Genomic DNA, 22607 nt, shown 5'->3' on the forward strand with positions numbered 1-22607 from the left:
GAAGGGATCTCCATGAGGCTCAGGTTGTTCAAAACAAGGCGATTTGCCGAGGCGGCCACTAAAGTCTGGATCTGCGATTCTGAGTTGAGGAAGGCGTTTGGCGAAATGTTGAGGGGGCAGGCAGATAATCTGGGAGGTGGTGTCTGGAAAAAACGTCTCAACCAGAATCGGCATCGGTCTGTTGTATTGGCCAAGGGCAGGCATTATTGGGTTTATCAGTTTCTGTTCGCGAAGCAGGATCAAAGCAATATAACGCAGAGCGAACTTGTCTGGTTTCGAACACTTGCCAAAACTTATGAAGGGTTAAACGAAGCACAGATTCAGCGCATGCTGGATCTCAGGGAGTTTGTGGAGATACATCATGACCAAGAAGTATAAAAGTGAGGCGCTTGAGTCCATTCATCAGTCTGCCGAAGCGCTTCATGCCATCGGCGCCATCAGCAAAACCACGCTTCGAGAATATGATGAAGCATGCTTATCTGCCATGCCGGACCAAATCCCTGCCGAACAGATCAAGCAACTGCGTGAAAGCAGCCATGTCAGCCAACCTGTATTTGCCCGCTACCTGAACACCAGTGCTTCCACGGTCAAAAAATGGGAGTCGGGCGAGAAACGGCCCAGCGGCATGGCACTCAAGTTGTTGAGCGTCGTGAAGAAGCATGGTCTGCAGATTCTGGCGTGAGATGGCCCGATGCCAGAATCCACTGAACCCTCGCGAACCGCCAATGTCGATTAGCTACACGGCTCACACGAGCCGATTTTCTGGAGCTGACCCATGGACATTATTCGTATCATCATCGCTATTCTGCTGCCGCCACTGGGTGTGTTCCTGCAAGTAGGCTTCGGCGGTGCATTCTGGCTGAATATCCTGCTGACCCTGTGCGGTTACTTCCCTGGCATCATCCACGCGGTGTACATCATCGCCAAGCGTTGAAGCCCTCAGCCTTTTGCAATGAGCCGTGAGTTGCGCTCATTGCGAAAGGCCAGTTGCTCGATGGTCTGGGTGGCATGTTCGGCTTCTTCCCGTGCCTGCAGGATGATGCCGTGCTGCTCGGACTTACTGCATACAGGGTCGGCATTGCTGGCGTCACCGGTGAGCATGAACGCCTGGCAACGGCAGCCGCCGAAATCCTTTTCCTTTTCATCGCATGAGCGGCAGGGCTCGGGCATCCAGTCGTAGCCGCGAAAGCGATTGAAACCAAACGAGTCGTACCAGATGTGCTGCATGCTGTGGTCGCGCACATTGGGAAACTGCACCGGCATCTGCCTCGCGCCGTGACAGGGCAGGGCGGTGCCGTCCGGTGTCACCGTCAGAAAGATGCTGCCCCAGCCGTTCATGCAGGCTTTAGGGCGCTCTTCATAATAATCCGGTGTCACGAAGATCAGCTTGCACGGATGACCTTCGGCTTCCAGTTTGGCGCGGTATTCATTGGTGATGCGTTCGGCGCGCACCAACTGGTCTCGGGTCGGCAATAAGCCCACGCGATTAAGCTGCGCCCAGCCGTAGAACTGGCAGGTGGCGAGTTCGACAAAATCCGCTTCCAGCGCGATACACAGCTCGATGATGCGGTCGATCTTGTCGATATTGTGCCGATGGGTGACGAAGTTCAGCACCATCGGGTAGCCGTGTGCCTTGACCGCACGGGCCATTTCCAGCTTTTGCGCGAAGGCTTTTTTCGAGCCGGCCAGCAGGTTGTTCACCTGTTCGTCGCTGGCCTGGAAACTGATCTGGATATGATCCAGCCCGGCTTTTTTGAAGTCGCTGATTTTCTGCTCGGTCAGGCCGATACCGGAGGTGATCAGGTTGGTATAGAAGCCCAGCTTGCGGGCCTCGGCGATCAGTTCGGCCAAGTCCTGTCGCACCAGTGGTTCACCCCCGGAAAACCCCAGCTGTGCGGCACCCATCTCGCGGGCTTCGCGAAACACCTTGATCCATTGCTCGGTGCTCAGCTCTTTGCCCTGCTCGGCGAAATCCAGCGGGTTGGAACAGTACGGGCACTGCAGCGGGCAGCGATAGGTCAACTCGGCCAGTAGCCACAGCGGCAAGCCGATGGCGGGTTTTTCAGGCAAGGGTGATCCAGTGCTCAGCACGGGCGACCTCCATGAATTGCTCGATGTCTTCACCGAGCTCCGGTACGCCGGGGAATTGTTGGTCCAGCTCGGCGATGATGGCTGCCACGTCGCGCTCGCCGTCGATCAAACCGCCGATCAACGCGGCGCTGTCGTTGAGCTTGATCATGCCTTCCGGATAGAGCAGCACATGGCCTTTTTGCGCAGGCTCATACTGGAAACGGTAGCCCTGGCGCCAGGTCGGTATTTTGCTGCGATCAAAGCTCATAGGGTGATCCCTTTATGCCACACCCGCTGCTCGGTCACGCTGTGATAGGGCGGGCGTTTGAGTTCGTAGGCCATGCTCATTGCATCGAGCATGCTCCATAGAATATCCAGTTTGAACTGGAGAATTTCCAGCATGCGCTCCTGGCCCTCGCGGGTGGTGTAGTGCTGCAAGGTGATCGCCAAACCATGTTCCACATCGCGACGAGCCTGGCCCAGGCGGGTGCGGAAGTATTCGTAGCCGGCCGGGTCGATCCACGGGTAGTGCTGCGGCCAGCTGTCGAGGCGCGATTGGTGGATCTGCGGCGCGAACAGCTCGGTCAGCGAGCTGCTGGCAGCTTCCTGCCAACTGGCGCGGCGGGCGAAGTTGACGTAGGCGTCCACCGCGAAGCGTACGCCGGGCAGCACCAGTTCCTGGGAGCGCAGCTGGTCCGGGTCGAGGCCAACGGCCTGGCCCAGGCGCAGCCAGGCTTCGATACCGCCGTCTTCCCCCGGTGCGCCGTCGTGGTCGAGCAAACGCTGGATCCACTCGCGGCGGATCTCACGGTCCGGGCAGTTGGCCAGGATCGCGGCGTCTTTCAGGGGAATGTTCACCTGGTAATAGAAGCGATTGGCGACCCAGCCCTGGATCTGCTCGCGGGTAGCGCGGCCTTCATACATCGCCACATGGTAGGGGTGATGGATATGGTAGAAGGCGCCCTTGGCCCGCAAGGCTGCCTCGAACTCGGCGGTCGTCAGCGGTGTGTCAGTCATTTCAGTGGCTCCTACAATTCAATGCTCATGCCGTCGTACGCCACTTCGACATTGCGCCGCACCAACTCGGCTCGCTCGGGGGAATCTTCATCGAGGATCGGATTGGTATTGTTGATGTGGATAAGCACCTTGCGCTGCTTGGGCAACTGCTCCAGCACTTCGAGCATACCGCCCGGGCCGTTCTGCGCCAGGTGGCCCATCTCGCGACCGGTGCGGGTGCCGACGCCACGGCGCTGCATTTCATCGTCATCCCACATCGTGCCGTCTATCAAAAGGCAATCGCTGCCGCCCATGATATCCAGCAGCGGCGCGTCGACCTTGCCCAGGCCCGGGGCGTAGAACAGTTTACCGCCGGTGCGCAGGTCTTCGACGATCAGGCCGATGTTGTCACCAGGGTGCGGGTCGAAGCGGTGCGGCGAGTAGGGCGGCGCTGCGCTGCGCAACGGCAGTGGGGTGAAACGCAGGTTGGGGCAGGCCGGGATGGTGAAGCTGGCGTCCAGTTCGATGCGGTTCCAGGCCAGGCCGCCGTTCCAGTGGGTCAGCATGGTGAACAACGGGAACCCGGTGCTCAGGTCTTCATGGACCATGTCGGTGCACCATACCTGATGCGGGCAGCCTTCCCGCAGGCTCAACAGGCCAGTGGTGTGGTCGATCTGGCTGTCCATCAGGATGATTGCGCTGATACCGGTATCGCGCAGGGCGCGCCCGGGTTGCATGGGCGCAAAGCCCTGGAGTTGCGCGCGGATATCCGGCGACGCGTTGCACAGTACCCAATTCACACCGTCGTCGGAGATCGCGATGGACGACTGGGTGCGCGCCTGGGCCCGCAGGCTGCCATCGCGAAAGCCTGCGCAGTTCACGCAGTTGCAGTTCCACTGCGGGAAGCCACCGCCGGCGGCGGAACCTAGAATCTGGACAAACATGATCTCTCCATCAAGCGCAGCTCAAAACAAAAACGCCCCGGGCGAACCGAGGCGTTGTATTACTCAGCCAATCAACGGCTGGCGAAGTACATGGTGACTTCGAAACCAATACGCAGATCAGTGTAAGCAGGTTTGGACCAGGTCATATTCTTACTCCTATCAAGGGATGGGACGTTCACTACCAAGTAATACATATAGTCCACCTCCCATTGGAGATGTTCAGATATTGCTGCGCAATGTTACGCAATTCTTTTCAAGTTAGCGCTGTCTCGATGGAAAAAGCCTGTTGCAGGGTTGGCAACGATCATTGCGCCGCTTGCCAGTCATCGCTGATACGCGGGCCGTTAGCCACGCAGCGCCAGCCGCCTGCTGCTTCAAGGAGTTGTTGGGCTGCGTGCTGCAAGTCCTCGCGTGTGCGGCTTTGGATCAGGTGTTGAAGTTGATCCAGGTAACTCGACGAATGACCCGCCAACTGCGCGTGCCAAAGCAAATCGGCGGCTTGGCTGACGGGGAGTGCCTGCGCCGTGAATTGCTGCGCAAGAGGCTGATTGCCCACGTCTGCGCTGCGTTCGATCAAAGACGGCAGTTGTTGCAGGAAGGCTTGCAGGTGTTCGGCGATCCTGCCCAGTGACAGGCTGGGCGATTGCACGCCAAACAACAGGCCGGTTTGCCCGTTGATTTGTCGGATGCCGCTGAACACGGCGTAGCCGATTTGCAGCTCAACTCTCAAACGTTGGTAGAACGGGCCCTGGAGCATATGCCCGAGCAGTCGCCAGTTGGCCTCATCGACGAGAGACTGGCTCGGCACTGGACAAAAAAGCAGCAGCGCAGCGTCGCTGGATGCGGTGTTCACCGGGTGCCAGATCCGCTGCCCGTTGAGAACTTCAGGTGTGCATTGAATGTTGGCCGGCTGCCCTGGCAAGCGGGCGGCGGCGATTTTGATCGCCGCTTCACTGGCCGCAGGCAAACCCGCACCCAGCCCCTGCCAGTGAGCAGTGGACCACGACGCTGGTGTCTCCGAGGAGTCGGCTGAAACACCGACGCAGCAAGCTGGCAACGCCTTGAGAAGTTCGCGAATGGCGATCATCGGCGGGGGCGTCGGTGATGACAGATGTGCATCCGAGCTGCTCAGGCTGCGCGCCAACGCTTCGAGCACGGCCGGCATCGGTTCGTGAAGGCCGTGCATGTTCACCCGCCAATCGTTGCCAATGGTTTCGCAAGACAACTCGACACCCGCTTGACGGGCTTGCTCGCGCAACGGCTGCAATAGGCTTTCCAATCCGGCGGGTACGGCAGCGTCAAACCGCCAATGCAGGTACAGCGCGCCTTCGTCGGTGTCATCCGCCAGTGCGTTGCTGAAGGTCAGCGCCGATAACTCCCTCCGGCCCCGTAAGCGATCCTGGGCAAAGGTACGCAAGCCCCGATGGGCGCTGGTTTGGCCGCGGATCAAACCGGCGCGTTCTTCCTTGGCCGGCGGACGAAGAAAGGGGTTGCCCGGTGGGAGTTGCCAACTGTGTTCAGACGCGGGCAGATGCAGCGATGCAAGCATGGCCTTGAGGGCTGCAATGCCTTGATCCGACAGGTCTTTGCTGTCGTCGCGAGCCAATGTCAGGGCGCCTTGAACCTGCTGTTGACGCGCATTGAGCAAGGCAAGCTCTTCACGTAATGGATTCCAGTCGCTGTGTGCGAAAAAGCTCAGCCAGTCATACAACAAGGCTTCGATCTGCGTCGCCGGTTGGTGGTCGCTATCGAGGGTAACGTCGATATCCAGCACCGCCTGGTCCGCGTAGTGGTACAGCACAGACGCATGCAGCGCGCTGGCCAGTTGGCTAGCTTTCAGTTCGGCCAACAACCCGCCCGACGCCGAAGCGTTGAGCCAGGTGCAGAGAAACTCCAGTGCTTGGCGGGGGGCGTTACAGATGATGACCTGATGCAGGTGCTGGCTGGCGGTGTGTTGATAGCTGCGTGCCTGGCCGTGCATCAGCGGTGGTGGCGCGGTTTGCGGGTGCAGGGGGCCGGCAATCAGTTCGTCACCGAACTGCTGGGCAAGGGTTTGCAAATCTGCCAGCGATTGCGGACCGGCGAGGCTCAAGGTCATCTGCCCGCTTTGATAGAAATGCCTATGGAATTCGCGCAAGGCTTGCTGAAAATCGTCGCTTTCCACCGTCAGGCTGTCGCGGTTGCCGGCATGGAATCCTCGCAGCGGGTGATCGGCCGCTAAACCTTGCAACAACGCAACTTGGTGTTGTGCCCTGGCGTCCTCGGACCAGGCCACGAACTCCGCGTGCAGCACTTCGCGTTCACGTCGTTGATCGTCGAGCGTCAGGCGTGGATGAGTCACCATGTCTGCCAACCGCGCCAGCCCGTCAGCGAAGGCCGACACCGGCAGCTCAAAGAAATACTCGGTGATTCGCTCGCGGGTACTGGCATTGACCTGCCCACCGAGGCGCTGCACGTAGGCCATCAATCCTTCCCCGGCCGGAAAACGCTCGGTACCGAGAAACAGCAAATGCTCAAGAAAGTGTGCCAGCCCCGGCCAGGCCAATGGCACATCGTGACTGCCGGCAGCCACGCGCAGAACGGCGGCGCAGCGCTTCAAGCGCGGCGCATGGCGCAGGGATACTCGCAGGCCATTGGCCAGGGTCAGATGAACGGGGTGAGGGTGAACCGGCGCAGGCATGGGCACTTCCGAGGCGTGAGAAGTGCCTATGCTAGCAAACCCGTGGGGTCAGGGCTTGTGCAGCGCGCCGTAGAGTTCGGGGCGTCGGTCTTGCAGGTAGTGGTTGGCGGCGCGTGCGCTGAGGATTGACTGGCGATCCAGGGTGCCGACGATCAAGGCTTCGTCCAGGCCGGCCTGGGCGATACGTTGGCCATCCGGTGCGGCAATGCTGCTTTGTCCACAGTAATGAATCTCGCCTTCGTGCCCGCAGTAATTGGCATAGGCCACAAAGCACTGGTTTTCAAACGCCCGCGAACGCACGGTGACGTCGGCGACAAAATCGAACGGCACCATGTTGGCGGTGGGCACCAGAATCAGTTCGGCGCCGGCCAGGGCCAGACGCCGGGTATTCTCCGGAAACTCCAGGTCGTAGCAAATCAGAAACCCCAGCTTCCAGCCGTTGAGTTCTACCACCGGAAAATCATCGTCGCCTGCGCTGAACATGGCGTGATCCAGATCGCCAAACAGGTGGGTCTTGCGATAGTTACACAGGCGCTGCCCCTCGGCGTCGATCAACTGGACGGCGTTGTAGATCTGCCCATCGTCAGCCCGCTCCGGATAGCCGTAAAGAATGGCCAGCCCGGCGTTTTGCGCGATCTCGGCAATGGCTTGGGCAGACTCCCCATCCCGCGCCTCGGCCAACGCGCCAACGGCTTCGGCGCCGATGTTATAGCCCGAGAGAAACATCTCTGGCAGCACCAGCACATCGGCGTCGGATGCCTCTTGCGCCAGTTGGCGCAGGCGCTGGATATTACCGGCCACATCCAGCGGCAGCGGCGGGCATTGGTACAGGGCGACACGCATGTTCAGCTCCTTACTCGGCCAGGGCGATTGGCCCGATTTCATCGAACACATCGCCGGGGCCCGGGTTCTCTGGGTGGGTGCTGCCACCGAAGTGAGTCATGATGCCCCACACCGCGTTGAGCGAGGTTTGTACGGCGCCTTCGACCCACGCGGGGGTCCACGATACGTCGTCACCGGCGATGAAAATCCCGCGTTGTTCGGCGGGCATGTCTTTCTGCATGAAGTGCGCGTACATCCGCTGGTTGTAGCGATAGTGGCCGGGCAGTGCACCTTTGAAAGCCCCGAGGAAGTGCGGGTCGGCTTCCCAGGAAACCGTGATCGGGTCGCCGATGATGCGTGCCTTGATATCGACGTTGGGGTAGATCTTGTTCAACGCGTCCAGGGCCAGCTTCACCCGCTTGTCGATAGGCTGGGGCAGCATTTTCAGGGCGTCGCTCATCCACGAGTAGGAAAGGCAAATCACCCCCGGCTTGTCGTCGCCATTATCGAACAGATAGGTGCCGCGGGTCAGGCGGTCGGTGAGGGTCATGCTCATCAGGTCGCGACCGGTTTGCGGGTCTTTGTCTTTCCAGAATGGGCGGTCAACCATCACGAAGGTTTTCGACGACTGCATGTAGCGCGTGCGGTCCAGGGCCATCCACATTTTTTGCGAGAACAAGGTTTCGTCGCATTCAATCTGGGTGGTCAGCAGCCAGCTTTGGCAGGTGGTCAGCACCGCGGCGTACTCGCGGGTATCACCGTAGTTGTCAGTGACGGCGAAACGGCCATCGGCCGCATGAGCAATGCGTTTGACCCCTGCCCGTGGTGCGCCTCTATGCAGCAAGCTGAGGCTGGTGCCGGCCGGCCAATGGGCGCAGCGCTCCGGCACATGACGCCAGATGCCCATGGGCACTTGCGCTACGCCGCCAACGACCAGGTGTTGATGGTCGTCGCAGTTGGTCATCACCACGCGGAAGATTTCCAGCATGGAGTTGGGGAAGTCCGAGTCCCAGCCGCCGGTGCCGAAGCCGACCTGGCCAAATACCTCGCGATGATGGAACGACAACTTGGCAAAGGCCTTGGAGGTTGCGACGAAGTCGTAGAAGGTACGGTCATCCCACAGCGGCACGAGCTTGTTCCACAGCTCTTTTAGCCGCGGTACATCACGGTCGCGGATCGCCTGCTGGATATCGCCGAACTGCGAGCCGGCTTCCAGTGCATCGGCCCAGGCATCGGCCACTTCCTGAAACAGCGCAGGCAAGTCGGAGAGTTTTTGTGCGTAGTGGGTCTGGCCTTCCAGATCAATCACAGTGCTGCCGGACGCCGGGGTCAGCGGGTTGGGAAAGGGTTTGGTTTCCAGCCCCAACTTGTCTACGTAATGGTAGAACGCCGTCGACGACACCGGGAAACGCATCCCGCCCAGCTCGGCGATGATGCCTTCGGCGCCTTCGAAGGCCTGGGAGCGCAAGCGGCCACCCATCTTCGAGGCTTCATACACCACTGGCTTGAGCCCCAGCTTCATCAGCTCGTAGGCCGCGACCAAACCAGCGATACCGGCACCCACGATCGCCACTTCGGTCCCATGGTTGGCGGCGGGAATACTGCCCAGCCCGGCGGGGTGCTCGATCCAGTCATCAAATGCGAACGGGAAATCCGGGCCGAAAATGGTGATGGGTTTCTTGCCGTCTGCTGGGTGACGATTGGTCTTGCTGATAGTGCTGGACGGAATGCTCATGGCTGACCTTACTGACGGCTCGGCGGGATATGGCCCGTTGAGTATAGGAAAAGATGGCAGCCAGTTTAGGGAGCGTAGCGCTCGTTAATAAGACGCAATGTGTCGTCGGATTGCACTGATTTTTGTCAATATGACGAAGTTATCGATCAGATTGGCTGTCCGCGATCCAATTTGTTGCTGAGGATGATCGAGGTGGTGGTTTTCTCCACACCGTCGACACTGCCGATCTGGTCGAGCAGTTGGTCCAGTTGCTCCGGCGAATCGGTGCGCAGCCAGGCCACGTAATCGAATTCGCCGCTGACCGCACACAACTGCTGCACCTGCGCCATGGCACTCAGCCTGCGCAGCACCTCTTTGCCTGAGCGTGGTTGCACGGTAATCCCCACATAAGCCTGCAAACCCCCATCCGCGACGCGCTGGCCCAAGCGTACGCCGTAACCGGTGATCACCTGGGTTTTCTCCAGGCGTGCCAGGCGTGACGTGACTGTGGTGCGCGCAATCCCCAGTTGCCGGGCAAGCATGGCCACGCTTTCGCGGGCATTGAGCTGCAGGGCGGCGATCAGTTGGCGGTCGATTTCGTCTAGGGCGGGCAAGGGGGGGACTCCGGTGCGGACGACAATGAGTACGCATGGTACAGGCTGGGTCCGGCCGAAAGAACCGTTACACCAGACACGCAAAAGCCGCGCAATGCGCGGCTTTCAAGTTGGTGGGCCCAGCAGGACTCGAACCTGCGACCAAGGGATTATGAGTCCCCTGCTCTAACCAACTGAGCTATAGGCCCTCAGTAGGTCGCGGATTATAACGATGGTTTGTTCACTGTGCCATCCGAAAAATCCTCCAGCTTCGTACGAAGGAAGCTCGCGGCAAAAAGCTCCGGCGGCAGGGGCAGGCTGACGATGTAGCCTTGCATCTGTTCACAGCCTTCGGCGGCGAGGAATGTTTGCTGTGCGGGGGTCTCCACGCCTTCGGCAATGATGGTGAATTGCATGCTGTGGCCCAGCGCGATGATGGCGCGCACGATGGCGACGTCGTGGGGATCGTCGGGCAGGCCTCGAACGAAGGATTGGTCGATCTTGAGGAAGTCCAGGGGCAGGCGCTTGAGGTAGCTGAGGGACGAGTAGCCAGTGCCAAAATCATCGATCGCCAGCTGGACGCCCAAGCGTTTGAGTTGATGCAGAACCCCCAGGGCTTCTTCGGCCTGGCTCATGATGAAGTTCTCGGTGATCTCCAATTGCAGGCAGCCAGGTTCAAGGCGGTAATCGCGCAGCAGTTGTTCGATGCGTGACAACAGGTTGGGGTGACGCAGCTGCGCGCCTGCGAGGTTGACCGACAGTGGCCCGAAATCGTCGAAAGCCTCTTGCCAGGCGTGCAACTGCCGACAGGCTTGTTCCAGCACCCAGTCGCCAATCTGCAGGATCGTGCCGTTCTCTTCGGCCAGGGCGATGAAGTGTTCGGGCGGGACGTCGCCCAAGGTCGGGTGATGCCAGCGGATCAGGGCTTCGGCGCCGATCAGCTCCTGGGTCAACAGGCTGCGCTTGGGTTGGTAATAGAGGCTCAGCTCTTCACGTTCGATGGCACGGCGCAGCTCGTGCTCCAGCGCTACGCGTTCATTGGCTTGGGCCGTCAAGTCGCGGGTATAGCTTTCGACACGGTTGCGGCCCTTGGCCTTGGAGCGATACATCGCAGCATCGGCGTTCTTGACCAGAGTGGCGACGTCGGTGCCATCCTGTGGGTAAAGGCTGGTGCCAATACTGGCGCTGATAAAAAACTCATGGTCACCGGCCTGGAATGGGGGTGTAAAGCAGTCGAGCAGTTTGTTCGCCAGATACTGGGCATCGCCGGCCTGCTGCAAGCCGGGCAGCAAGATGATGAATTCATCCCCGCCCAGGCGGGCAACGGTGTCGACGTCGCGCAGTTGCTGCTTGAGGCGTACGGCGATGTCTTTGAGCAGCAGGTCGCCGACCGGGTGGCCGAGGCTGTCGTTGATGTGTTTGAAACGGTCCAGGTCAAGAAACAACACCGCGCCTTGCCTGCCGCTTTCCTGCTGGCCGTTAAGGGCGGCCTGCAGTCGATTTTCAAACAGGGTGCGGTTGGGCAGACCGGTCAGCGGGTCGTGGTGGGCCTGATAGTCCAGGCGTGCCTGGGCCAGCTTGAGGCTGGAGATGTCGGCAAACACGGCAACGAAGTGCGTGATCAATTGGTCGCGGTTACGCACGGCGCTGATGGTCAGCCAGCTTGGGTACACCTCGCCGTTCTTGCGGCGGTTGGAAATCTCTCCCTGCCAGTGTCCATGGGCCGTCAATTGGTGCCACATCGCCGCATAGAATGCGCTGTCATGCAGGCCCGAGGCGAGCAGGCGCGGGGTATGGCCGAGTGCTTCGATTTCGCTGTAGCCGGTGATCTCACTGAAGGCGCGATTGACGGCACTGATGTTCTGTCGTGTGTCGGTGATCAAAACGCCTTCAGCGGTGCTCTCGAATACCGTGGCGGCCTGTTGCAGTTTTTCCTGCATCTGCTGGCGTTCGGTGATGTCCCGGGCGATGGTCAGCATGCAGTCTTCGTCACCGATGGGCAGCGGGCGACTGGAGACTTCGCAGAGGCGAAGCTGGCCGTCGGCGCGACGGATATGGCAGATGAAATCACGCACGAAGCCGTCGCGCTGCATCAACTCCAGCATGTGCTTGCGTTCGTTGAGATCGACCCAGATACCCAGGTCCAGGGTTGATTGGTCGAGCGAAGAGGCGCTGGTGAAGCCGGTCAGATGGCTGAAACCTTCGTTCACCTCAATCAATAGGCCATCCCTTTGGCGACTCAGCAGCAAGCCGTCGGGGGACGCATGGAACGCCTTGGCGAATTTCTCTTCGGAGGTTTGCAGCTGCTGTTGGGTTTCCTTGAGCTGGGTGATATCGCGCACCACCACCACCAGAGCTTCGGTGGTGTCGAGTTGGAAAGGCTCAGCTGAGATCAGCCCCGTAAACGCTTGGCCGTTGCTGCGCAGAAAGGACATTTCCAGGTTGCGGATACTGGTGGTCTGTACCCGCTGCAGCAAATCCGGCCCGACGCCCTGAATGCGCCATATATTCAGATCTGAGGCGGCTTTGCCCACAACCTCGTCGGCGGTCAGGCCAATCTGGTCCTCGAATGCCTTGTTGACCTCCAGCAGGCAGCCATCGGATAGCCTGGCGATCACCAGAATGTCGGGGCATTGCTGGAACACCGACGCAAACTTCTGCTCGGACAGTTGCAGGGCTTCCTCCGTGCGCTTGGCTTCGCTGATATCGATCATCAGGCCGCGCAGCACTGGCTCATGTCCGTGTTCAATCAGGCTGACAATATCGCGCACCCACAAGCAACGGCCGTCCGCCGTGATGACCCGGTAATCGACGCTGTGATCACGATTGGCACGGGTTTCCCGGTAGCAATACGCTTCGGTGCGCGTGAGGTCGGCCGGGTGAATGATGTTGCGCCAGAAGCCCGGAATCAGCCAGTGGGCGCGCGGATAGCCGAGCAAATCTTCGGCATGGGGCGATACATAGCTGTAGGTGAAATCGCTGATGCTCGCTTCCCAGGCGATGGCGGACAAGCTCTCTACCAGGCCGCGATAGTGGTATTCGCTGCTGCGCAGTTCTTGTTCGAGGGCGACCCTGCGGGAGATTTCCGAACTGAGCCGGCGATTGATCCGAATGACCACCGCCAGTACGGTACTGAGCAACAATACAGCGGGCAGGCCGTACGTCAGCAGGTCGACCCAGAAGGTGCGGTGATCGGTGAAGCTGCCGACCCAATGTTGCTGGATCGCATCGGTTTCGGCTGAGCTAAGGTCGGCGAGGACTTTGTCCAGGATGCCCACCAGCATTTTCTGTTCCTGCGGGACGCCCATTGCCAATTGGTAGCGATAGGGCGTTTCGCCACTGACGTACAAGCCATCGAGCTTGAGTTGGCGCAGGCTCCAGACGCTGGACGCCAAGTCGCCGACGACGGCATCCACTTCATCGGTGGCCAGGGCTTGCAGCGTAGAACTGACGTTGGGCATCGCCACCAGATTCAGGTCCGGGTGGTGAGTGCGCAGCAATTCATGGGGCGCATAGTTTTCCACCACGGCAATTTTCAGCCCGTACAAACCCTTTAGGTTGCGTGGTTTCGCGCCGCCTTCATGGGCAAGGATGACGATGGGAAAGTCGAGGTAGGGGCGTGTAAAGGCCAGGTAGCTTTGGCGCTCCGGAGTGGACATGATGCCGGGTAGTAAGTCGAGCTGGTTGCTCCGGGCTTGTTCAAGTACAGCGGTCCAGTTTGCCGGTTCGATCAGCTTGATCCTGACACCCAGTCGGTCCTGGATCAGGCGCACATAGTCGGCAGCCAGGCCCTGGTAACGACCATTCTCATCACGGTATTCAAAGGGGGGCCAGGACGCGTCCACCCCAAGGCGAAGCTCCTGATGGTCCGCCAACCAGCTACGCTCATCCTCCGTGAGAGTCAACGCGCCAGCCGTTGCGGTCCAGGTCAGCAGCGACAGTAGCAACACGGTCGGCAATCTGGGCATAACGGTCTCGTTATGGCACGGGGAATAGTTCGAGTGTAGACGGGCATTTCAGGGGAGGGGTGTTGCGGGGAATTTTATCTGTGCAAAACAAAACCCCCGGCCTGGGCCGGGGGTTCTGGTATCACTCGTCGAGGAAGGAGCGCAGATGCTCGCTTCGCGTCGGGTGGCGCAACTTGCGCAGTGCCTTGGCTTCGATCTGACGGATCCGCTCGCGGGTCACGTCAAATTGCTTACCGACTTCCTCAAGGGTGTGGTCGGTATTCATGTCGATGCCGAAACGCATGCGCAGTACCTTGGCTTCACGGGCGGTGAGGCCGGACAGTACGTCACGAGTCGCTTCTTTCAGGCTCTCAACGGTGGCGACATCGATTGGCGACTGCATGGTCGAGTCTTCGATGAAGTCACCCAGATGGGAGTCTTCGTCATCACCAATCGGCGTTTCCATGGAGATCGGCTCTTTAGCGATCTTCAATACCTTGCGGATTTTATCCTCAGGCATTTCCATGCGTTCGCCCAGCTCTTCCGGGGTCGGTTCGCGACCCATTTCCTGCAACATCTGCCGGGAAATACGGTTGAGCTTGTTGATGGTCTCGATCATGTGCACCGGAATACGGATGGTGCGGGCCTGGTCGGCGATCGAGCGAGTGATCGCCTGACGAATCCACCAGGTTGCATAAGTCGAGAACTTGTAGCCGCGACGGTATTCGAACTTGTCTACCGCTTTCATCAAGCCGATGTTGCCTTCCTGGATCAGATCCAGGAACTGCAGGCCACGGTTGGTGTACTTCTTGGCGATCGAGATCACCAGACGCAAGTTCGCTTCAACCATCTCTTTTTTCGCGCGGCGGGCCTTGGCCTCACCGATCGACATGCGACGGTTGATGTCCTTGATTTCAGCAATCGTCAGACCGGTTTCGGTCTCAAGCGCAGTCAGCTTCTGCTGGCAGCGGATGATATCGGGCTGCAGGCGGCCGATGGCTTCGGCGTATTTCGCCTTGCCCTTGGCCAGTGCGTCGGTCCAGCTTTCGTCAACTTCGTTGCCCGGGAACTGGCGCAGGAAGTCGGTACGCGGCATACGGGCATCACGCACGCACAGCTGCATGATTGCACGCTCTTGTGCACGCAGACGCTCAAGGGCGCTACGAACGCGCTCGACCAAACCTTCGAATTGCTTGGGCACCAGCTTGATCGGCATGAACAGCTCAGCCAGCGCCACCAGCTCGGCAATTGCCTGCTTGTTGGAGCGACCATGCTTCTTCAGGGCCTTGCGGGTGATTTCCATTTGATCGGAAACCGCACCGAAACGCTGGGCCGCGACGATTGGGTCCGGGCCGCTTTCGACTTCATCTTCGTCGTCGCTGCTGGCTTCGGCGTCGTCGTCTTCGGCGTCGTCATCCGCTTTCGCGGCTTTGGCGTCGACAGGCGGCGGTACTTCGGCGGCAGGCGGCGCAATGCCGTCGTCCGGGTCGATGTAACCGCTCAGGACGTCGGACAGGCGGCCACCTTCGGTGGTGACGCGGGTGTACTCGGAGAGAATGTGGTCAACCGTGCCTGGGAAGTGCGCAATTGCGCCCATCACTTCACGGATGCCCTCTTCGATACGCTTGGCGATTTCGATTTCGCCTTCGCGTGTCAGCAGCTCGACAGTACCCATTTCACGCATATACATGCGCACCGGGTCCGTCGTGCGGCCGATATCGGTCTCTACTGCAGCCAGCGCGGCAGCAGCTTCCTCAGCGGCGGCCTCGTCGGTATCAGCGTCGGCCAGCATAAGGGAATCCTTATCTGGCGCGACTTCGAATACGTTGATCCCCATGTCGTTAATCATGCGGATGATGTCTTCCACCTGCTCTGGATCTGAAATATCCTCAGGCAGGTGGTCGTTGACCTCCGCGTAAGTCAGGTAACCCTGCTCACGACCAAGTGTGATCAACTCTTTGATACGAGACTGCTGTTGCGCTTTTCCGGACATAACACCCTATCCACTGAAGGTCTTGGCGGGCAAAAAACAAGCCGAGGATTATACCCGAGCTATGACCTCACACGCCAGCTGAGGTCGGGTTTGATGCGTAAACATTCTGTTTTAAGAGGTCGCGCATCTGTTTTGCTATCTGAATCTGCTCTTCAGCCGACAATCCCGGCTGCCTTGCTCTCTTAATGAGCTCATCGAGGGTCTGAGTGTGTTGACCCGCAGATAACCTATTAATGGTGTCTAAAAACTGTTGTTCAAGGTTGTCGCCGTCAATTAGCCACTCCTTTTCCGCCAATGCTTTCAATAAACGGCCTTGTTCCGTGCCGTGCCAGCGAGCCATCAGCTGGATTGAGTTTAGCTTGGGATTTTTCTGCACCGCCTCGATCAGGGCAATCAGCACCTGGGCGTAGGTGTTGCTTTCGTTGGCAAAGTGGTCGGCGCTTTCAACCTTGCCGGCCAGTTGTGGGTGATGAATCAGCGTACGCAGCGCAATAAGCGTCGGGGCTTCCACTGCTACGGGTGTGCGTGGAGCGTAGGCTTCATCGCGATCACCGCGCTTGCCGTTTTTGCTCCAGGGTTTCTTGTCCCATTTCTTGCCGCCGGCCCCGGGCTTTTTCGGCGTCCACTCCTGTTGGGGGGCAAAGGCCTCCTGAGGCTGGTGAAAGTCGGCATAGTCCGGCATGGCGTCGTAATCCATGCCTGGATCGTAGGCTGGCGGCGCATCTTGCGGTGCGCTATGCACCAGCTGGCTCACGGCTTCGCCACTCAAACCGGTAATTTCCAGCAGGCGCTGGCGCATCAGCGTGCGCAAATTGGCGCCTGGCACCTTGTCGATCAATGGCGCAGCGAGGGTGGCCATATGAGCCTTGCCTTCGAGCGAGCGCGGGTCGGCTTCTTCGGTCAATTGCTGGAAAAAATAATCCGCCAGCGGCTGCGCATGTTGATTGATGCGCGCACGGAACGCGTCGGTACCCTCCGAACGGACCAGGGTATCCGGGTCTTCGCCTTCGGGCAGGAACAGGAAGCGTGCGCGGCGCCCGTCCTGCAGGCTTGACAGTGTGGCCTCAAGCGCACGCCAGGCGGCGTTACGGCCGGCCTGGTCGCCGTCAAAGCAGAACAGCACGCTGGGCACAACGCGGAACAGGCGCTTCAAATGCTCTTCGCTGGTGGCGGTGCCCAGGGTTGCCACGGCGTTGCGCAGACCTTGCTGGGCCAGGGCGATCACGTCCATATAGCCTTCAACCACGATGATTTCGTCGAGGTTGCGGTTGTTCTTGCGCGCTTCGAACAGGCCGTAGAGTTCCTGGCCCTTGTGGAACACCGGGGTTTCCGGGGAGTTCAGGTACTTGGGCTTGTCGTCCCCGAGTACGCGGCCACCGAAGGCGATGATGCGGCCACGGCTGTCGCGGATCGGAAACATCACGCGGTCGCGGAAACGGTCATAACGCTTGCCGGTCTCGGCGTTTTCTATCAGCAGGCCGGCATCGATCATGGCCTTTTGCTGCAGGGTATCGCTGCTCAGGTGTTTGTACAGGTTGTCCCAGCCGGGCGGGGCGAAGCCGAGGCCGAAGTCGCGGGCGATTTCACCGGTGAGGCCGCGGCCCTTGAGGTAGTCAACGGCGGCCTTGCGCTGCGGATGGCTTTTAAGCGCCTGGCGATAGAAGTCGGCGGCCGCGGTCAGCAGCGGATACAGCGGCGAATCGGTAGGTTGCCGGGGTTTGTGCGGGCGGCCACTTTCTTCCCGGGGGATTTCCATGCCCGCGGCTTTTGCCAGATCCTCGACGGCCTGGGGAAAGTCCAGGTTGTCGTGGTCCATCAGGAAGCCGAGGGCGTTGCCGCCAGCGCCGCAACCGAAGCAATAATAGAACTGCTTGTCGGGGCTGACACTGAATGACGGCGTTTTTTCTTTATGGAACGGGCAGCAGGCGGTGTAGTTTTTGCCGGCTTTTTTCAGCTGTACGCGTGAGCTGACAACATCGACGATGTCGGTGCGGTTCAGAAGGTCGTCAATAAAGCTCTGGGGAATCAGCCCGGCCATGGCGTTCTCGTCATCACTGCGTGTAAATGAGGGCCCGTGAAGTGTTCAAGCGCACGTATGGAGTGCTTGATCATCATCGTCTGCATGGGTCTTCAGGAAGTGTATCTGCCGAATATTCACTGAGGGTAGTTTCTGATCAGTGTTCGGCATGGAAATGTTGCCCGGGCGTCCGGTCTTGGCCAATGGTGGGCCTCGGAAACGCATCGATGGGCACAGCCGATACAGTTGATCGTCTGCTTGAAGAATAGGTGTGCTCGTCAGTAGCCTTGTTAGGCTCGTCAGAAGAGACGTGCACCGCTGGCAAAAGAGCCAGCCCTGACGTGTGAAGCAGTGTCTCGGTCGCATGTGCGGCGTCGACGGTGAAGCATCAAGCGATATCCGCAAATGCCAACAGCCCGGCTGAGGGCCGGGCTTGGCAGAAGCTTGCTACGAACGTCTGTGTATTAGTACAGACGAACGGCGCGGCGCTGTTCGCGCTGAACTTTCTTGGCGTGACGCTTAACAGCGGCTGCTGCTTTACGCTTACGCTCAGAAGTTGGCTTCTCATAAAATTCGCGGCTACGAACTTCAGCCAGAACACCGGCTTTTTCGCAGGAGCGCTTGAAACGACGCAGAGCTACGTCGAAGGGTTCGTTCTCTTTTACTTTGACGGCTGGCATCCAGAGCTACCTTCTTTCATTACCGGGAATCAACGTTCTCGTCGCAAAAAATTCGCGGCTGAGGTCGTCGGTTTTTAAGGGTTGCGGATGTTAACCCCTCATTGGCCGGAATGCAAAGCCTCTGATCGAAAACCGCTAGTCGGGAGGGGGAGTGGCGACTATTATGCGCGCCTTCGAATTCAGCCTCTACAAGGCGCAAACCCATGCTAGTACTGGGACTTGAAACTTCCTGCGACGAAACCGGAGTCGCACTATACGACAGTGAACGCGGGCTTTTGGCCGATGCACTGTTCAGTCAGATCGACCTGCACCGCGCCTATGGCGGCGTGGTTCCGGAGCTGGCCAGCCGTGATCATGTCAAACGCATGCTGCCGTTGATTCGCCAGGTGCTGGATGAGGCCGGCTGTGTGCCGACCGAGATCGACGCCATCGCCTACACGGCAGGCCCCGGATTGGTCGGAGCCCTTCTGGTTGGGGCTTCTTGCGCCCAGGCGCTGGCCTTTGCCTGGGGTATTCCCGCCCTTGGCGTGCACCACATGGAAGGCCATTTGCTGGCGCCGATGTTGGAAAAAACACCTCCAGAGTTCCCGTTCGTCGCTTTGTTGGTGTCGGGTGGTCATACGCAGTTGGTTCAGGTCGATGGAATCGGCCAATACACGCTGTTGGGCGAGTCCCTGGATGATGCCGCCGGTGAAGCGTTCGACAAAACCGCGAAGATGATGGGGCTTAACTATCCTGGTGGTCCGGAAATCGCCCGTCTGGCCGAGAAAGGCGTCGCCGGGCGCTACGTTTTCCCGCGTCCGATGTGTGATCGGCCGGGGCTGATGTTTAGTTTCAGCGGTTTGAAAACGTCCGCGCTGAATACCTGGCAGCAGAGCGTCAGCGCCGGGGACGACGGTCAGCAAGCCCGTTGCGACATCGCACTGGCGTTCCAGCAGGCCGTGGTAGAGACTTTGACCATCAAGTGCAAGCGCGCCCTCAAGCAGGCAGGTATGAAGCGGCTGGTGATCGCAGGCGGCGTCAGCGCCAATAAGGCGTTGCGCAGTTCGCTTGAAAAAATGCTCGGCGACATGCGAGGCCATGTGTTCTACGCCCGCCCGGAATTCTGCACTGACAACGGCGCGATGATTGCCTACGCCGGCTGCCAGCGCTTGCAGGCCGGGCAGCATGAAAGCCTGGCGATCAGCGTGCAGGCGCGCTGGCCGATGGAGCAGTTGCCGCCGCTGTAGGGCTTACGTGAACCGGTTTCGCCCGGCGTATTTAAAAATGCCGTTCGCGCCCGGCAAACAGGTCGCGTAGATTGCCGCGGTGGCGCCAGACGATCAGCAGTGTCAGCACGCTCATCGGCAGTAACGCCTGCGGTGCCTGCCAGGCCAACAGCGGCAGGGTAAGCGGCGTGGCAATCAGCGCGGCCAACGAGCTGGTACGGGTCAGGTAGAACGTCAGCAGCCAGGCGAGCATGGCCAGCAATGCTGCCGGTGGGTAGATGCCCAGCAGCATCCCGGCCGCGGTGGCGACACCCTTGCCACCGCGAAAGCGGAAGTACAATGGGAACAGGTGACCGAGGACGGCGCATATGCCCACCCAGGCCTGCTGTTGCAAAGTAAGGCCGGCGAGACTGGCGATCAGCACGGGCAGAAGGCCCTTGCAAACGTCGCCCAGCAGGGTCAGGACGGCAAGTTTCTTGCCGGCCAGGCGCAACATATTGGTGGCGCCGGCATTGCCTGAGCCACTCATTCGCGGGTCGGGATTTCCCGTCAGGCGGCTGAGCAAAATGGCGAAGGACAGCGAGCCGAGCAGGTAGGCGAAAATCGCCAGTGACCAAAACATGCTAACTATTCCGGGCGAGGACGCCCTGATTCTAACGGGGCATCGCGCCCTTGTCGTGCTGCGGAGAAGAGTGCTTGGACAGAGTGTTTATCGAAGGCCTGGAAGTGGACACCGTGATCGGGGCCTACGACTGGGAGCGCGGCATCCGTCAATGCCTGCGCCTGGACCTGAGCTTTGCTTGGGATAATCGCCCGGCCGCCGCGGGTGATGACCTGACCCTGGCGCTGGACTACGCCAGTGTATCCGCGCGTATCCAGGCCTTTGCCGAGCATTCCCAGTATCAGTTGGTGGAAACCTTTGCCGAGCGCCTAGCCGAAGTGCTGATGAGCGAATTCCAGATTCCCTGGTTGCACCTCAAGTTGACCAAGCCAGGCGCGGTGCCCGCTGCCAAGGGCGTGGGCGTGGAGATCGAGCGCGGATGTCGTTGACTCAGGTTTACCTCGGGCTTGGCAGCAACATCGAGCGCGAGAGCCGTCTATGTGCCGGCCTGGATGCGCTGGCAGGGTTCCTGACGCAGATGCGCTGCTCGGCGGTGTTCGAGAGCCAGCCGGTGGGTATCAAGAGCGGGCCGTTTTTCAACCTGGTGGTGTCGGCCTATACCGACCTGCCGTTGATGGAGCTGGACCGTCGACTCAAACTCATCGAGGCCGATAATGGCCGGTATGCACCTGACCGCAAAGGGTTACCGCTGGATATCGATGTGCTGTTGTATGGCGACTTGGTGGGGGATTTTGATGGATTGATCCTGCCGCGAGCCGAAATTCTGAAAAATGCCTTTGTATTGTGGCCGCTGTCGATGATGGCGCCGGACCGTGTTCACCCTGAGGCTGGCAAGACAATGGCCGAGCTGTGGCGCGATGCGCAGATCGATCAGGTGCTGGCGCCTGTCGGCTTTGAGTGGCAAGGCCAGCAACTTACACCGGACACCCTCCTGTAGAAGCCGAGCTTGCCGTGGCGAGGGAGCTTGCTCCCGTTGGGCTGCGCAGCAGCCCCACTATTTTGGGAGCGCTTCGCACTCCAGCGGGAGCAAGCTCCTTCGCCACAAAGGCCGTTATTTCGGTGAAGGCTGTTCCTTGTAGGCTTTCAGCGCGTTCAGCCGTTCGCGCTTGAGCGCTTCTCCCAGCTCGGGGCCTTTGAAACCTTTTTCCAGCAGTGGTGCGACCGGTACTTCGCGTGCAGCCTTCGCCGCGCCGCGCAAATAATCCGCCTGTGGATAACTGCGCTGCTCAAGACCCTTGCGGCCCCGGGCATCCATTTCGCAGGCCATCACAAATTCTTCGAAGCGTTGCGGCCGGCGGTACACGTCAAAGCTTTGCAGCAACTCCAGCAAAGTCGAGGCTTTCAGCTCCAGCGCTCGATGCCCATGGGTATGAAATTGCCCCACCAGCAAGGCCAATTCCTGGCAATCCCTCGGTACCTTGAAGCGTTCGTTCACCGCCTTGATCAGCTTCAAGCCACGGTGCTCATGGGCAATATGCTGCGGCAACTTATCCACAGGCGTCAGGCCCTTGCCCAAATCGTGCAGCAGGCAGGCCCAGCGTACGGTCAGCGGCTGTTTGTACAATGCAGCTTGTTCCAGCACGCTCAAGGTGTGTACGCCAGTATCTATTTCCGGGTGATGGGCTTCGGGTTGCGGTACGCCGAACAGGGCATCTACCTCCGGCATCAGGGTTTTCAGCGCATCGCAGTCGCGTAGCACCTGGATGAAAACCTGTGGCTGATCCTCCATCAGTGCGCGGGAGATTTCTTTCCAGCTGCGCTCGGGGGTAAGGGCCTCCAGTTCGCCGGACTCACTGAGCTGGCGCATCAATTCCAGCGTCTCGGGTGCGACCTTGAAACCCAGGTGTGCATAACGTGCGGCAAAGCGGGCGACGCGCAGTACTCGCAGAGGATCTTCGGCGAACGCGGGGGAAACATGACGCAAAATGCGCGCTTCAAGATCGCGTTGGCCGTGATAAGGGTCGGTCAGGGTGCCGTCATCGTCTTCTGCCATGGCATTGATGGTCAGGTCGCGACGAATCAGGTCTTCCTCCAGCGTGACATCGGGGCTCGCGTGAAACACAAAACCACCGTAGCCTCGGCCACTCTTGCGTTCGGTGCGGGCGAGGGCGTACTCATCGCCGTTTTTCGGGTCGAGAAATACCGGGAAATCGGCCCCTACGGGCTTATAGCCTTTGGCGAGCATCTCTTCGGTCGTTGCACCTACGACGACACGGTCGATATCGGTGACCTTGATGCCCAGCAGGCGATCACGCACCGCACCGCCGACTTTGTAGATTTTCATGAAAAAGCCTCCATTAGCGGCACAGGATAACGCCTGT

21 protein-coding genes and 1 tRNA gene are annotated in these 22607 nt (G+C 59.6%); 6 read left to right on the forward strand and 16 right to left on the reverse strand.

What is annotated here, in order from left to right:
* Nucleotides 1–12 precede the first annotated feature (12 nt).
* The 3 genes from E4O98_RS21530 (at nt 13) to E4O98_RS21540 (ending at nt 934) form a co-directional block, all read left to right on the forward strand.
* A complete protein-coding gene (locus E4O98_RS21530; RefSeq protein WP_032879120.1) occupies nt 13–378 on the forward strand; it encodes a type II toxin-antitoxin system RelE/ParE family toxin in 366 nt (121 codons plus the stop codon).
* Nucleotides 362–682 carry a DNA-binding transcriptional regulator gene (locus tag E4O98_RS21535; protein WP_032879122.1) on the forward strand — a complete coding sequence of 107 codons (321 nt, stop codon included), beginning with the start codon at nt 362–364 and terminating at the stop codon, nt 680–682. Before E4O98_RS21530 ends, E4O98_RS21535 begins: the two co-directional genes overlap by 17 nt.
* 93 nt (nt 683–775) lie before the next feature.
* Nucleotides 776–934 (forward strand): YqaE/Pmp3 family membrane protein, encoded by a 159-nt coding sequence (locus E4O98_RS21540; protein WP_003194776.1) that lies wholly within the window; start codon nt 776–778, stop codon nt 932–934.
* Nucleotides 935–939: 5 nt separating this feature from the next.
* Here E4O98_RS21540 and pqqE read toward each other — a convergent pair whose 3' ends face one another.
* The 14 genes from pqqE to rpsU form a co-directional block, all read right to left on the reverse strand.
* A complete protein-coding gene (gene pqqE, locus E4O98_RS21545) occupies nt 940–2091 on the reverse strand; it encodes a pyrroloquinoline quinone biosynthesis protein PqqE (protein ID WP_005792079.1) in 1152 nt (383 codons plus the stop codon).
* Nucleotides 2063–2338: a pyrroloquinoline quinone biosynthesis peptide chaperone PqqD gene (gene pqqD, locus E4O98_RS21550; protein ID WP_032879124.1), complete on the reverse strand. Its 276-nt coding sequence runs from the start codon at nt 2336–2338 to the stop codon at nt 2063–2065. Before pqqD ends, pqqE begins: the two co-directional genes overlap by 29 nt.
* On the reverse strand, nt 2335–3087 hold the full coding sequence (pqqC, locus tag E4O98_RS21555; protein ID WP_017138042.1) for a pyrroloquinoline-quinone synthase PqqC: 753 nt from the start codon (nt 3085–3087) through the stop codon (nt 2335–2337). The genes pqqD and pqqC overlap by 4 nt, the downstream gene beginning before the upstream one ends.
* Nucleotides 3088–3098: 11 nt before the next feature.
* On the reverse strand, nt 3099–4010 hold the full coding sequence (pqqB, locus tag E4O98_RS21560) for a pyrroloquinoline quinone biosynthesis protein PqqB (protein ID WP_103735240.1): 912 nt from the start codon (nt 4008–4010) through the stop codon (nt 3099–3101).
* 71 nt (nt 4011–4081) lie between these two features.
* Complete coding sequence (gene pqqA, locus E4O98_RS21565; protein ID WP_003194766.1) at nt 4082–4156, reverse strand: pyrroloquinoline quinone precursor peptide PqqA; 75 nt, start codon at nt 4154–4156, stop codon at nt 4082–4084.
* Nucleotides 4157–4314: 158 nt separating this feature from the next.
* The gene (gene pqqF / locus E4O98_RS21570) at nt 4315–6690 is read right to left on the reverse strand and encodes a pyrroloquinoline quinone biosynthesis protein PqqF (protein ID WP_248136208.1); all 2376 of its coding nucleotides are present in this window, start codon (nt 6688–6690) and stop codon (nt 4315–4317) included.
* 48 nt (nt 6691–6738) lie between these two features.
* Complete coding sequence (locus tag E4O98_RS21575; protein WP_032879127.1) at nt 6739–7533, reverse strand: carbon-nitrogen hydrolase family protein; 795 nt, start codon at nt 7531–7533, stop codon at nt 6739–6741.
* Nucleotides 7534–7543: 10 nt separating this feature from the next.
* Entirely contained in the window at nt 7544–9226 is a 1683-nt protein-coding gene (locus E4O98_RS21580; RefSeq protein ID WP_248136232.1) for an NAD(P)/FAD-dependent oxidoreductase, read from the reverse strand.
* A gap of 167 nt (nt 9227–9393) precedes the next feature.
* Nucleotides 9394–9840, reverse strand: a complete 447-nt coding sequence (locus E4O98_RS21585; RefSeq protein WP_003194755.1) for an Lrp/AsnC family transcriptional regulator — start codon at nt 9838–9840, stop codon at nt 9394–9396.
* Nucleotides 9841–9951: 111 nt separating this feature from the next.
* Nucleotides 9952–10028, reverse strand: a tRNA-Ile gene (locus tag E4O98_RS21590).
* Between the two features lie 15 nt (nt 10029–10043).
* Nucleotides 10044–13787: a bifunctional diguanylate cyclase/phosphodiesterase gene (locus E4O98_RS21595; protein ID WP_032879171.1), complete on the reverse strand. Its 3744-nt coding sequence runs from the start codon at nt 13785–13787 to the stop codon at nt 10044–10046.
* Nucleotides 13788–13908: 121 nt separating this feature from the next.
* Nucleotides 13909–15759, reverse strand: coding sequence for an RNA polymerase sigma factor RpoD (gene rpoD, locus E4O98_RS21600; protein ID WP_005792068.1), 1851 nt, complete (start codon nt 15757–15759; stop codon nt 13909–13911).
* 67 nt (nt 15760–15826) lie between these two features.
* Entirely contained in the window at nt 15827–17797 is a 1971-nt protein-coding gene (gene dnaG, locus E4O98_RS21605) for a DNA primase (RefSeq protein ID WP_005792066.1), read from the reverse strand.
* 443 nt (nt 17798–18240) lie between these two features.
* Nucleotides 18241–18456 carry a 30S ribosomal protein S21 gene (gene rpsU / locus E4O98_RS21610; protein WP_002551877.1) on the reverse strand — a complete coding sequence of 72 codons (216 nt, stop codon included), beginning with the start codon at nt 18454–18456 and terminating at the stop codon, nt 18241–18243.
* Nucleotides 18457–18659: 203 nt separating this feature from the next.
* On the opposite strand from rpsU, the gene tsaD reads away from it, so the two are divergent.
* The gene (tsaD, locus tag E4O98_RS21615) at nt 18660–19685 is read left to right on the forward strand and encodes a tRNA (adenosine(37)-N6)-threonylcarbamoyltransferase complex transferase subunit TsaD (RefSeq protein WP_248136210.1); all 1026 of its coding nucleotides are present in this window, start codon (nt 18660–18662) and stop codon (nt 19683–19685) included.
* 31 nt (nt 19686–19716) lie between these two features.
* Here tsaD and plsY read toward each other — a convergent pair whose 3' ends face one another.
* A complete protein-coding gene (gene plsY, locus E4O98_RS21620) occupies nt 19717–20286 on the reverse strand; it encodes a glycerol-3-phosphate 1-O-acyltransferase PlsY (RefSeq protein WP_005792062.1) in 570 nt (189 codons plus the stop codon).
* Nucleotides 20287–20360: 74 nt separating this feature from the next.
* On the opposite strand from plsY, the gene folB reads away from it, so the two are divergent.
* Nucleotides 20361–20714, forward strand: a complete 354-nt coding sequence (gene folB / locus E4O98_RS21625) for a dihydroneopterin aldolase (RefSeq protein WP_032879173.1) — start codon at nt 20361–20363, stop codon at nt 20712–20714.
* A complete protein-coding gene (gene folK, locus E4O98_RS21630; protein ID WP_032879174.1) occupies nt 20705–21223 on the forward strand; it encodes a 2-amino-4-hydroxy-6-hydroxymethyldihydropteridine diphosphokinase in 519 nt (172 codons plus the stop codon). The genes folB and folK overlap by 10 nt, the downstream gene beginning before the upstream one ends.
* Before the next feature lie 114 nt (nt 21224–21337).
* Here folK and E4O98_RS21635 read toward each other — a convergent pair whose 3' ends face one another.
* Entirely contained in the window at nt 21338–22570 is a 1233-nt protein-coding gene (locus E4O98_RS21635) for a multifunctional CCA addition/repair protein (protein ID WP_228309043.1), read from the reverse strand.
* Between the last annotated feature and the right edge of the window lie 37 nt (nt 22571–22607).

The sequence above is a fragment of the Pseudomonas sp. W2Jun17 genome (assembly GCF_023127795.1).
Classification (GTDB): Bacteria; Pseudomonadota; Gammaproteobacteria; order Pseudomonadales; family Pseudomonadaceae; genus Aquipseudomonas; species Aquipseudomonas synxantha_A.